The sequence below is a fragment of the Streptococcus sp. D7B5 genome (assembly GCF_029691405.1).
GTDB lineage: Bacteria > Bacillota > Bacilli > Lactobacillales > Streptococcaceae > Streptococcus.
This window is the reverse complement of the sequence record NZ_CP121467.1, coordinates 1,505,477-1,518,476: the sequence shown is the minus strand read 5'-3', so window position 1 is coordinate 1,518,476 and position 13,000 is coordinate 1,505,477. Positions and strand designations below refer to the sequence as shown.

The 13,000-nt window shown below is 42.7% G+C and carries 10 protein-coding genes; 3 read left to right on the top strand and 7 right to left on the bottom strand.

From position 1 onward, the window contains the following. Positions 1–68: 68 nt before the first annotated feature. Both hslO and dusB read left to right on the top strand, forming a co-directional pair. Positions 69–941: an Hsp33 family molecular chaperone HslO gene (gene hslO, locus P8P68_RS07415; protein ID WP_278275842.1), complete on the top strand. Its 873-nt coding sequence runs from the start codon at positions 69–71 to the stop codon at positions 939–941. Further along, positions 928–1,908 carry a tRNA dihydrouridine synthase DusB gene (dusB, locus tag P8P68_RS07410; protein WP_000183317.1) on the top strand — a complete coding sequence of 327 codons (981 nt, stop codon included), beginning with the start codon at positions 928–930 and terminating at the stop codon, positions 1,906–1,908. Before hslO ends, dusB begins: the two co-directional genes overlap by 14 nt. 64 nt (positions 1,909–1,972) lie before the next feature. On the opposite strand, the gene P8P68_RS07405 is transcribed toward dusB, so the two are convergent. After that, positions 1,973–2,656, bottom strand: coding sequence for a hypothetical protein (locus P8P68_RS07405; protein ID WP_278275841.1), 684 nt, complete (start codon positions 2,654–2,656; stop codon positions 1,973–1,975). 263 nt (positions 2,657–2,919) lie between these two features. Between P8P68_RS07405 and P8P68_RS07400 the strand changes: the two genes are divergently transcribed. Continuing rightward, positions 2,920–3,150, top strand: a complete 231-nt coding sequence (locus tag P8P68_RS07400) for a hypothetical protein (protein ID WP_278275840.1) — start codon at positions 2,920–2,922, stop codon at positions 3,148–3,150. A gap of 49 nt (positions 3,151–3,199) precedes the next feature. Here the strand turns inward: P8P68_RS07400 and P8P68_RS07395 are convergent, their stop codons facing one another. The 6 genes from P8P68_RS07395 to P8P68_RS07370 form a co-directional block, all read right to left on the bottom strand. Next, positions 3,200–3,973 carry an NUDIX hydrolase gene (locus P8P68_RS07395; RefSeq protein ID WP_061428116.1) on the bottom strand — a complete coding sequence of 258 codons (774 nt, stop codon included), beginning with the start codon at positions 3,971–3,973 and terminating at the stop codon, positions 3,200–3,202. A 1-nt stretch (position 3,974) separates the two neighbouring features. Further along, entirely contained in the window at positions 3,975–4,754 is a 780-nt protein-coding gene (gene pnuC, locus P8P68_RS07390; protein WP_268710390.1) for a nicotinamide riboside transporter PnuC, read from the bottom strand. Between the two features lie 9 nt (positions 4,755–4,763). Continuing rightward, a complete protein-coding gene (locus P8P68_RS07385) occupies positions 4,764–5,822 on the bottom strand; it encodes an AAA family ATPase (RefSeq protein WP_278275839.1) in 1,059 nt (352 codons plus the stop codon). 145 nt (positions 5,823–5,967) lie between these two features. Further along, positions 5,968–8,400: an ATP-dependent Clp protease ATP-binding subunit gene (locus tag P8P68_RS07380; protein ID WP_278275838.1), complete on the bottom strand. Its 2,433-nt coding sequence runs from the start codon at positions 8,398–8,400 to the stop codon at positions 5,968–5,970. Position 8,401: 1 nt separating this feature from the next. Then, positions 8,402–8,860, bottom strand: coding sequence for a CtsR family transcriptional regulator (locus P8P68_RS07375; RefSeq protein ID WP_001211258.1), 459 nt, complete (start codon positions 8,858–8,860; stop codon positions 8,402–8,404). Positions 8,861–9,031: 171 nt separating this feature from the next. After that, positions 9,032–12,790, bottom strand: coding sequence for an FctA domain-containing protein (locus P8P68_RS07370; RefSeq protein WP_278276308.1), 3,759 nt, complete (start codon positions 12,788–12,790; stop codon positions 9,032–9,034). Between the last annotated feature and the right edge of the window lie 210 nt (positions 12,791–13,000).

Here is a 13,000-nt window from a genome sequence, read left to right as displayed (position 1 = left end):
TCCATTATCCTGAAAATCAGCAAACACGCGGCTCCCCCTTTGGGCATTTTTATGCTAAAATAGTAGCTATGGATAAAATTATTAAAACTATATCAGAAAGCGGAGCCTTTCGTGCTTTTGTCCTTGATAGTACAGAAACAGTCCGCACTGCTCAAGAAAAACACCAAACCCAAGCTAGCTCAACTGTAGCGCTTGGTCGAACTCTTATCGCCAGCCAGATTCTCGCAGCCAATGAAAAAGGAAATACCAAACTAACCGTTAAGGTGCTGGGCTCTAGCTCTCTAGGTGCTATCATCACCGTCGCTGATACCAAGGGGAACGTCAAAGGTTACGTTCAAAATCCTGGTGTTGACATCAAAAAGACTGCGACTGGTGAAGTTCTAGTCGGACCTTTTGTGGGAAATGGTCAATTCCTCGTTATCACAGACTACGGTACTGGAAATCCCTACAACTCTATGACTCCCCTCATCTCTGGGGAAATCGGTGAAGACCTTGCCTTTTACCTGACTGAAAGCCAACAAACCCCTTCAGCAGTCGGCCTCAATGTCCTTTTGGACGAGGAAGACAAGGTCAAGGTTGCAGGTGGTTTCCTAGTCCAAGTCTTGCCGGGAGCCAATGAAGAAGAGATCGCTCGCTTTGAGAAACGCATCCAAGAAATGCCAGCCATCTCAACCCTTCTGGAAAGCGACGACCATATCGAAGCTCTCCTCAAGGCTATTTATGGTGACGAATCATACAAACGCCTATCTGAAGAAGAAATTCGTTTCCAATGTGACTGCAGCAAAGACCGTTTTATGGACGCTCTTGCCAGCCTTCCAACTTCAGACTTAGAGGAAATGAAAGAGGAAGACCACGGGGCAGAAATCACTTGCCAATTCTGCCAAACAACTTATAACTTTGATGAAAACGACTTGGAGGAACTCATTCGTGACAAATCTTAATACACCTTTTATGATTGGCAATGTTGAGATTCCCAATCGTACCGTTTTAGCACCCATGGCTGGTGTCACCAACTCAGCCTTTCGTACCATCGCAAAAGAGCTCGGGGCTGGACTCGTTGTGATGGAAATGGTCTCTGACAAGGGAATCCAATACAACAATGAAAAAACCCTGCATATGCTTCATATCGATGAAGGAGAGAACCCTGTTTCTATCCAACTTTTTGGTAGCGATGAAGACAGCCTCGCACGCGCAGCAGAATTCATCCAGGAAAACACCAAGACTGATATCGTCGATATCAACATGGGCTGCCCAGTTAACAAAATCGTGAAAAACGAAGCTGGCGCTATGTGGCTCAAGGATCCAGACAAGATCTACTCTATTATCAACAAGGTCCAATCTGTCCTTGATATCCCCCTCACTGTCAAAATGCGTACAGGCTGGTCTGATCCATCCTTAGCCGTGGAGAATGCCCTCGCTGCTGAGGCTGCAGGTGTCTCTGCCCTCGCTATGCACGGCCGTACCCGTGAACAAATGTACACAGGTCACGCAGACCTTGAGACTCTTCACAAGGTCGCTCAAGCTCTGACCAAGATTCCATTTATCGCCAATGGTGACATCCGTACGGTCCAAGAAGCCAAACAGCGTATCGAAGAAGTCGGTGCTGACGCTGTCATGATTGGTCGCGCAGCCATGGGAAATCCCTACCTCTTCAATCAAATCAACCACTACTTTGAAACAGGAGAAATTCTCCCTGATTTGACTTTTGAAGACAAGATGAAAATCGCCTACGAACATTTGAAACGCTTGATTAACCTCAAAGGAGAAAACGTAGCCGTTCGTGAATTCCGCGGCCTCGCTCCTCACTACCTCCGAGGGACATCTGGCGCTGCCAAACTTCGTGGAGCCATTTCACAAGCTAGCACCCTAGCAGAGATTGAAGCCCTCTTGCAATTAGACAAAGCATAATAGAAAAAACCGTAACTCACTTGGAGTTTACGGTTTTTTAGATCCTAGGAAAACCTAGGTACTATTATTGAATCAAGGCAACGCTTGAAACTTTACCATCCGCACCTGTTGTAATTTGGATGATTTTTCCTCCACCGATTTTGGCATTATACTTACCATCATCAAGAGTGTAAGAGTAGCCTCTGATAGAATAGTTTTCTTTCTTTCCATCTGCAGTTTCTACTGTAAATTGGCCCCCTGATGAAACTGTAATGGTTTCACCATTCGCTCCCTTCCAGTTGCCTGCTGCAGCTGAGAAGTCACCATCCACCATGGTTAAAACTCCCTTATAGCGTTTGTTGTGTTCAGCTTGCTTGTCCTGAAGTTTGCGGTCAGTTGTTGGATCATAAGTTGACTGGTTAGACTGGGCTTGAGAACCTTGCTGAGTTGACGGAGCCTGAGAAGGGGCTGGCTGACTAGGAGTTGCTTGTTCTTGTCTTGATTCAGGTGCTGGTTTCGCTTGTGACTGATCTGCCGTTGTAGAAGACTGATCAGAAGATGCTTGAGCTTTTTCAGATGAAGCTGAGCTTGAAGATTTTTGAGTCTTGCTTTCTTTGTTAGAAGAAGCTGCTTTAGAACTTGATGATTGGCTTGTCTTTGCAGAGCTGCTAGTTTGAGTGGTTTCGTTTTTATTTCCACAAGCTCCTAGTAGCAAGGTAGAAGCCAATACAGTCGCTGCCATCAATTTGATATAGGTTTTCTTTTTCATTTTTCTACTCCTTTGTAACATTTTTGAAATGTTAAGAAATCTTTTTGTAATATAATTGTAACATTAAGCTTTAAATCTGTCAACTATTTAGAGAAACTATTTTAAAAAATTTCTCTCTACTATTTCTATTCGTAATAAAACAGAAAAATAGAAAATTTTTTAGATAAGAGTTCTATTTTTACATCACCTTTGTGTAATCGCTTGCATTGCATTAGACAAAGGAATATAATAACATTGAAATAGAATATAGGAGGTGCACTCTTATGCTAAATAAGTATTACAAGTATCTTCCTTGGTTGATTTTGGGAGCTATTGGCTCTTATCAAACAGCCACTTACTATGCGCGAACTGCATTTGATGTCTTCTATCTGACTACAATCTTTTTGATTGTTTATATCGCTTTGTTATTCCTACACGAAAAATATCTCAAGTATCGATACAAAGACTTCTTTACTCACATGTTGAGGAATCCTAAGAAAGATAGCCATTCATAAAAAATGATGATAAATAAAAAGGTCGGGAACTTTGTCCCGACCTCACTTTTTATTTCAATCGATAGGTTTTTCTTGGTTTCTTTTTGGGTACTCGTTTGAGTCCGACTTCTTCTACATATTCTCCGTATTTTACGAGAAAGTTATTGCTGACAATTGGGCGACCAGGGTTGATGAGATTAACCAGTTCAGTCCCCTCGTAGACAGTGAACTCCTCCTCCAGCAGATAGAGGAAGGTCGGATTCCAGTCGAGACGGCCTTGGATTCGTTTGATGGATTCTTGGATAATGGCATAATGGTCAAAGGCGAAGGCTTGCTCCTCCAGCTCGACTCCATCTAGGTAGCATTTGCCTGTCTGAAAATCGACATCTACGAAAACGACATCCTTGGCATCGTCACCTGCCTGAATGAGGTCTAAGGCACGACTAGGTAGGTACACTAAGTGGGCAATGGTCACTGTCCAGCCCCGTGGATCACGACCGGGGGTCGATACCGTCATCAATTGCTCGATTTTCTCCAAAGGTAGATCGAGATTGACTTCTTCTCTCACCTCGCGCTGACAGGCATGTGCAGCATCTTCTCCCTTGTCCATAAAGCCTCCAACCAAAGCCAAACAGTTTTGATAAGGGTGAGCCTTGCGACGGATTAGCAGGAGCTTGATCTTTCCTTCGACAAAGCAGTAGGCTACCATATCCACTGTCACACTTGGTTTTTCATATTGAGGGAGTTCCTGCTTGTAGTACCAGTCTAAAAACTCCTCCTGACTGGCATGGATTTCATAATATTCTTTTTCCGTCATCCCGGCTGGAATCTTTGTGTCTGCCATCTTATGCCTCCTTTCGAACTGCCTTGGTCCATTGATACCATCCCACTAGACTGTTGAGTGTGTAAACCCAGTACATCCCTTGGATGTGGATATTTTCACCCCACCAGAGATAAATACTAAAGAGATTGGTTGCAATCCAGAAAATCCATTGCTCACGGTAGAGACGTGTCATCAAGAGCTGACCAACACCATTAGTCGCATCAGTAACACTATCACGGAAAGGACGGGCGCTATTGATACTTTGGTAAGCCAAGCCCATACCAATCCAGATAATAGCAGTCAAGGCCAAGTACTTGAGCCAATCAAGAACAGATAATTTCTTAGCTTCAAAGTGGGATTCTTCTGGTTTTCCTTGGTCGTTGATACGATTGGACAGCCAAGCATAGAGACCAATCGGCTGCATGACAAAGAAGTAAACCGTCGTCAAGACTTCGCCATAAAAAGTCGCATTCATGGCCAAGATCAAGTAGATTGCCGAGTTAATAGCCCCAAAGAGATAATTGCTTGCACGCCCTTCTGCTACCAAGATAACACAGACAATCCCAGTCCAAGATGCAAACAAGCTCAGCCAGTCATGACTTTCCGTATTTTGTGTGAACTCTAAGATCAAGGGAACACTTGATAAGGCGATAAGATACAACCACTGGAAAAGGCTACGGCCGACAAAGAGATCTTTCCATAGCAGGCGCATGATTCCTGCAAAACCAATCTTGCGAGCTTCGGCATGGACATTTTTAAAGTTTTCGATAAATTGTGTGATTTTTTTAGTTACTGTTTTCATAATTTTCTCCTAATCTGCTTGGTAAATGGCATCAATAGCCACTTTTGCTGCTTCATAATTGCCTAGATAATCCTCTGCTAGATAAACTAAAGGAATAGTCGTTAAGTATCTCTCCCTCATCTGATCCAAATGCTGGGAAAAACTGTAGCGAATATGGTCTTCCGCCATGGTCATATCTCTAAATCCGTCATTGACATAGGAGCCAACAGGCTGCACAAAGAGAATCAAGTCCCATTTTTCCTTAGCCAAGATTGAAACAAAGAGATTGTCAAAGGTTTCTCCTGATAAGTCCCCTTGATCCTCAGTCTCCATGTAATAGTCATAATAGCCCTTGGTTACCAAGGAGTTGGTGTCGGCTATCACTAAGCCTCGATTGGCATTGCTATCGATTAGCTTTGAGGTCTGGTCATACTGCCCTAAAAGGAGATAATAGTAATCCTTTGGAGTCAATTCATCGTCGCGGACATTGTTTTTGATCTGGTACTCCCGCGCGTATTCCAGGCTGACCGGCGCATCGTAATACCTTGCCAAATCCTTGGCCAGAGTGGTCTTCCCATTGCTAGCACTTCCCATAATCAAGACTTTCTTGGTAAACTGACGACGGAAGGGCTGAGCGATGTATTTCCAATATTTGCTTGGATTTTCTCGAATCATAGTCGCTGAGATACCAAACTTTCTTTCTTGCAAGACGGTGCCAAATCCACGCTTAGATAACTCTTGCTGGTAGTCTTCTTCTCCCACAAAGAAAGTCAGTTCTTGCTGGTTTTCATCATAGGAAATCTCCGCTAACATCTGGTCCAACCACTCCTGCCAACCCATAGGGTAACGAGGAAGCTTGGTCTCATCCAGCTTGCAGACAGAGGTCAACTCGTCATCCCGAAAAGCCTCTCGGATATAGCGAAATCGTTTTTGAAGACTTAAACCTACCTGCTCACCTCGGTCTCCCTCATAGCCTGACACGACTACCCAGACCTGGTCACACTGACGCTTCGCTCGCTGGATCAGATCGATATGCCCTTGATGGAGAGGGGCAAAGGTCCCAAATACCACTGCTGTTTTCTTTTTCATAAACGTTTTACCTTTTTATAATTTTTGATATTTTTATTTTCTATGTTTTTATTATATACTATATTTTTGTTTTGTCAATACTTTTTTATCATTTTTTATAAAAAAGTAGCAAAAAAGAATCAGGATTGCTCCTGACTCTCTATTTTTAAGCAATATCAAATTTTAACTGGCCTGCTTTGACACCAATCTTAAGTGTCTTACCTGCCACCAATTCTCCCTTGAGAAGAAGTTCTGCCAACTTGTCTTCCACTTCTGTTTGCAGGGTTCTGCGAAGTGGGCGAGCTCCCATTTCTGGATTGTAACCGTGACTAGCTAGCAACTTCAGTGCCGAAGCTTGCAGTTTCAAGTCGATACCTTTCTCTGCCAGGCTAGCAATCAATGGTTTGACCATAATCTTGACAATTTCTTGCATGTGCTTGCTATCTAAGCTATGGAAGACCACCTTTTCATCAATACGGTTGATAAACTCTGGTCGATAAGCTTTTTTCAACTCTTCAAAGATTCGTTTTTCCATATTTTCCTGGTCAAAACGAATATCCTTGGCCCCAAAGCCGACCGTCTTGTCATCACGAAGAGCCGTCGCACCAAGGTTTGACGTCATGATGATAATGGTATTTGAAAAATCAACCTTGCGCCCCTTGCTATCTGTCAAGACGCCGTCGTCCAAAACCTGCAAGAGGACATTAAAGATGTCTGGATGGGCCTTTTCTACCTCGTCAAAGAGAAGCACTGAGTAAGGTTTGTTGCGAACCTTCTCGGTCAACTCCCCACCTTCCTCGTAGCCCACATAGCCAGGAGGTGCTCCATTGAGACGGCTAGCCGCAAATTTCTCCATATACTCACTCATATCAAAGCGGATAAGGGCTGATTCGTCATCAAAGAGGACTTCTGCCAGAGCCTTTGCCAATTCGGTCTTACCGACTCCTGTCGGCCCTAGGAACATAAAGGAACCAATCGGACGCTTGTGACTACGAATACCTGACTGATTGCGACGAATGGCACGACTAATGCTTGAAACAGCTTGATCTTGGCCGATGACACGTTTGTGCAGTTCCGCTTCCAGATTCAGGTATTTCTTCGCATCAGTCTGAGTCAGTTTTTGGACTGGAATCCCTGACAAGCGACTCAAGGTGGTCAAAATAGCGGATTCTGTAACCAAGTCTTTATAGACAGGGACTTCCTGCTCTTTTGCGATTAACTGGGCAGCTTGTTTCCACTTGCCATCCATCAAGGCCTTGTCAGCTGGAGTCAAGTCGGATTCGTCTGCTTTCACATGCTTGGATTTGTTTTGCACTGTTGCTGCCGCCTCATCCAAGAGGTCGATAGCAGAGTCTGGCAAGTGACGACTGGTCAAGTAACGATGTGCCATCCTAACAGCCGTTTCGACAGCTTCATCTGTGATTTGCACACGATGGTGTTTCTCATAGGTCGCTTTCAAACCTTGCAAAATGATCATGCTGTCAGCTAAGCTTGGCTCTTCAATCGTCACTTTGGCAAACCGACGAGAAAGGGCAGCATCTTTTTCGATGTGTTTCTGGTATTCTTCCTGAGTGGTGGCACCAACCGTTCTCAAAGTTCCACGAGCCAAGGCTGGCTTCAAGATATTGGCCGCATCCAGAGTCGAATCAATACCGCTACCAGAACCCATGATGGTGTGAAGTTCATCGATAAAGAGGATTACTTTGCCATCTTCCTCGATGTCCTTGATGATATTGTTCATGCGCTCTTCAAAATCCCCACGGAAACGTGTTCCCGCAACGACATTCATCAAATCAAGCTCTAGAACACGCATCTTTGCCATTTCAGCTGGTACGTCCCCACTAGCAATACGCTGGGCAAGCCCAAGTGCTAAAGCTGTTTTCCCGACACCCGCATCTCCAACCAAGACAGGATTGTTCTTGGTCTTCCGACTCAAAATCTGAATCATACGCGAGATTTCCTTGTCACGACCGATAACTGGTTCTAACTTGCCAGAGCGCGCTTGCTCCGTCAGGTCATGCGTGTAATCCTCTAGACCACCACTTTGAGCTTGAGGCATGCCCATCATATTAGCCATGGAATTTTGCTTGTCAGTTACTGTGCGATGGCGTTGACGCAAAGCCTTGAGATCTTCTCTTGTCCATCCTGCACGCTCTTCTAGATTGCGACGAAGAGCGGCAATTCTGACCTGATCTTTTTGGTCTTCATAAGAAAAGCCCGCTCTCTCCAAGATGCGAGTTGCCAAGGCATTGCCATCATGCAAAATCGCATAGAGGACATGCTCTGTCCCTAGTACCTTTGCATGGACCACTGAGGCCACATACTCTGCTTCTGCAAAGAGAACCTCCAAACGATGGGAAAAGGGTAATTCTGTAAAGGTTTCGTCTTGGCTATAATCCGTTTCAGTCAGTTCCAACGCAACCTCTTCTAAACGGTCCATCTCGTATGGATAATCATTTAGAGTCGCACCTGCCACACTGTAACTGTGATTGGACATGGCAATCAATAAATGCCAAGACTCTAGATAATGGGCTCCAAAATGGCTCGCAACCATGTAGGCACTTTCGATACATTCATTCAATGCTTTTGAATAGTTCATCTTACTTCTCTTTTCTATCTACCTCTTGTAATAGCTGTCGGAGCATATTGGCACGGACAACTGAGGATTCTTCCCCTAGGACACGATCTGTTGCTACTGAAGTCAGCAAGGTCATCTCCTGTTTGGTCATCAAGTCCTGCTCCACCAAAAGCTGGAGAATATCCTCATAGATCTCCTGACTAACTCGCTCACCAATCGAGTAAAGCAAATCGCGGAGCATCTCATGATGATTGGAAAACTCAATCCGGCCTATTCGAATGTAGCCTCCGCCACCACGCTTGCTCTCAACTAAGTAACCTCTACTTTCCGTAAAGCGTGTCTTGATGACATAGTTGATCTGACTCGGTACAACCTGGAAGGTATCTGCCAACTGGCTCCGCTGCAATTCCACGATACCAGACTGGTCTAAAATCGCCTTGATATAGGCTTCGATATGATCTGATGTATTTTTAAATCTCATAGTAAATCAAACTCCTTCTTTGAACCTTGACTATCTTTGACTATTATACCGAAATTTTTGATTTTTTTAAAGGAAAAGGGAACGAGTTACGAAGATTATTATAAACTATCCAAAACAAAAAGATGGGACCGTAAAACAGTCGCCATCTTTTTTAGTTATTCAAAGTTGAGATTAGTCAACTTTTTTAGCACGGTATACAAGTCCTGCCAAAGCTGCAAGAACTAGACCAAGAATAGTAGAGAATGCTGTAAAGTCTGCTCCACCAGTGTTTGGCAAATCTCCCTTAGGCTGTTCACCCTTAGGACCTTCCTTAGGTTCTTCTTTTTTCGGTTCAGTATACGTGTTAGTGAAGGTTGGGTTGTTACCTGTAACTGTTGTTACAAGTTGGCCTGTACCGTTGTCAACCACTTCAACTGTCACTTCATGTTTAGCAGTATCGTATGTCACATTTTCTTCCTTACTATCTACTTCAGTAATAGTGTAAGTGTGCTTACCTGCTTCGTTGTACTTAATAGCTTTGAAAGTAACAGTACCGTCTGCAGCGTTTGTAGCTGTCTCAACGACTTTGTCACCTTCTTTAAGTTCAAACTTAAATTGACCTTCTACAAGCTTTTTATCACCTTTCAAGACTTTCTTAGCTGAGAAAATTACTTGTGTTGAAGATGCAACATAAGTGTTTGTGAAGGTTGGGTTGTTGTCAGTTACAGTCGCAACAAGTTTGCCTGCACCGTTATCAACAACTTTAACTGTTACATTGTGAGTAGATTTATCGTATGTCACACCTGCTTCGTTACCTGCTTTTTCAGAGATAGTGTAAGTGTGCTCACCAGCTTCTTTGTACTCGATACCTGCGAAAGCAACTGTACCGTCTACAGCGTTTGTCGCTGTTCCGATTACTTTGTCACCTTCTTTAAGTTCAAACTCATATTTACCTGCTTCAAGAGTTTTACCATTCAAGACTTTCTTAGCCGTGATGTTTACAGTTGTTGAAGCTGCTTTATATGTGTTGGTGAAGGTTGGGTTGTTACCTGTAACAGCTGCCTCAAGTTGTCCTTGACCGTTATCTGTAACTGCTACCTTAACTTCGTGTTTAGCAGTGTCGTATGTCACACCTTTTTCACTACCTGCTTTTTCAGAGATAGTGTAAGTGTGGTTGCCTGCTGCTGCGTACTTGATATCTTCGAAAGTAACAGTACCGTCTGCAGCATTCTTAGCTGTCGCAACGACTTTGTCACCTTCTTTAAGTTCAAACTCATATTTACCAGCTTCTAGAGCTTTACCATTCAAGACTTTAGTAGCCGTGATAGTAGCTGTTGTTGTAGCTGCTTTATATGTGTTGGTGAAGGTTGGGTTGTTGTTAGTTGCAGTTGCAACAAGTTGGCCTTGACCATTATCTGTAACGTTTACTGTCACTTCATGTGTAGCAGTGTCGTATGTCACACCTGCTTCGCTACCTGCTTTTTCAGTGATAGTGTATGTGTGGTCGCCTGCTTCTTTGTACTCAATATCTTTGAAAGTAACCGTACCGTCTGCAGCATTTTTAGCTGTTCCGATTACTTCGTCACCTTCTTTAAGTTCAAACTCATATTTGTCAGCTTCTAGAGCTTTACCATCCAAGACTTTCTTAGCTGTGATAGTCGCTGTTGTTTTAGCTGCTTTATAAGTGTTGGTGAAAGTTGGGTTGTTATCAGTTACAGTCGCAACAAGTTGGCCTGCACCGTTATCTGTAACTGCTACCTTAACTTCGTGTTTAGCAGTGTCATATGTCACACCTGCTTCACTACCTGCTTTTTCAGTGATAGTGTATGTGTGGTTGCCTGCTGCTGCGTACTTGATATCTTCGAAAGTAACAGTACCGTCTGCTGCGTTTGTCGCTGTTCCGATTACTTTGTCACCTTCTTTAAGTTCAAACTCATATTTACCTGCTTCAAGAGCTTTACCATTCAAGACTTTAGTAGCCGTGATAGTAGCACTTGTTGTAGCTGCTTTATAAGTGTTGGTGAAGGTTGGGTTGTTACCTGTAACAGCTGCAACAAGTTGACCTTGGCCGTTATCTGTAACTTTTACCTTAACTTCGTGTTTAGCAGTATCGTATGTCACACCTTTTTCGCTACCTGCTTTTTCAGTGATAGTGTAAGTGTAGTCACCTGCTGTTGCGAACTCAATTTCTTTGAAAGTAACAGTTCCGTCTGCAGCGTTTTTAGCTGTCGCAACGACTTCTTCATCTTTTTTAAGTTCGAATTCGTATTTATCAGCTTCAAGCTCTTTACCGTTCAAGACTTTAGTAGCTGTGATGATAATAGGTTTTGCTGGTTTAGCTTTATAAACGTTCGTGAAAGTAATGTTCTTTGTATCTGGTGTTGCAACAAGTTGACCTTGACCGTTATCTTTAACGACTACTTTTACTTCATAAGCATTTGGATCGTATTCAACTCCGGCTACATCACCTGCTTTTTCAGCGATAGTAAATGTACGGGTTTCTTCTTGTGTGAACTTAAGTTCTGGGAATTGAATCTTACCGTTTGCATCGTTTGAAACAGTGTGGAGAACTGCTCCGTTTTCTTTCAACTCAAATTCAAATTGGCCAGCCTCGATAGCTTTACCGTTCAAGACTTTCTTAGCTTCAAGTTGAAGTTTTGCTTCTTTAGCAGCGTATGTGTTTGTAAATTCTTTCTTAGAATCTTCAAATTTGACGCTCGCTAATTTTTCACCCAAAACATCTTCTACTGTTACAGTCGCTTTAAGGACGTTCGCATCATAAGTGTATCCAGGTTTGTTATCATTAACTTCTTTAATGGTATATTTAAAAGTTCCTGCTTCTTTGTATTTGATTGCCTCGAACTTCACTTTACCATTCTCATCATTTTTGACAGTTTGTAAAAGATTACCTTTGTCATCTAGAAGTTGGAAACTAAATGCATCTTTTTCAAGAGCTTTACCTTCAAGTTTCTTAGTTACTTCTAGAGCAACCTCATCCGATTTGGCACCTCCACCAATACCGTCTGTTGTGGTAATTGGTGCAAAACCTTCAAAATCAATTGGTTGAGCTTCCTCGTTTGTAGTTACCGACACGTTATTTAGTACACGTTTAGTAACTTGGTCAACTGGTTTAGTCAAACGAGTACGGTATAGGATGAACAAACCTTTATGATCAAGAGTTCCATCACCATTAGGTGTAATTGAGAAATGGTTCTTATCTGTTACTTGGACATGAGCACTATCCAATTTTGTTCTTCCGTAACCATTTTCCCAGTCTGGGAAGTAGTAACCAGTGATTTCACTTGCAAGAACTTGTCCATCAGGAATAGTATCTTGGATATTTACACCAGTGTAAGATTTTGCATAGCGGTTAACACGGATACGCCAGTTTACATAGTTAGGATCGTCTGAGTCTTGAACTCCCCATTTAGTAAATCCAGTTGGGTCAACGTCTGGAACGATACGAGTCAAATGGTAAACTCCTGCACCAGGAATGTTGATTTCATATTCCTTATTCTTTTCAACATGGTCTGCCCATACTACAGTAAATGATGCAACAATTTGTTTGTTCTCATTAAACTTCTTAAAGTACTCTTCGTTTGTTACTGTAATCTTAGCAGTATTCGTTGCCTTCTCTGTTGTCAGTTTTGCAATCGTTTCACCGTTCGGAGCTTTCAAATCTGTACTAGAATCTACTTCGATTTTGAACTCATTTGGAACGTGATAAACCATGAAATCACCGTTATTCAGAGTTACATTGTCTGGGAATGCGTAAGTTGTTTTAAGATAGAACTTACCTTCTCCATATTTGGCATGATCGACTAATCGGTTCGTATTAATCGTCGGCTCTGTAGTCAAAGTGTACTCTGATTCAGTTTTTTCGGCAGCACTAACTACTCCATTAAGTCTTAGTGCAGGCAAAAAGACCGACACAACCAGTAGCAAGGCCATCAAGCCACGAAAGAGTTTACTAGTTCTCTTTTTCACCACATTATCCTCCTTATTGTCTATAATGGTTCAATTATATTATACAGGTCTATAACAGTATGTCAACTATAATGTGCTAATTTTTATATTAACTTATCAGATAGATGGATAAGTCAGCCAATCCCGCGTCCGCATAAGCTTTGAAACAATTAAATCCAAGCAGGGTTCTTGCTT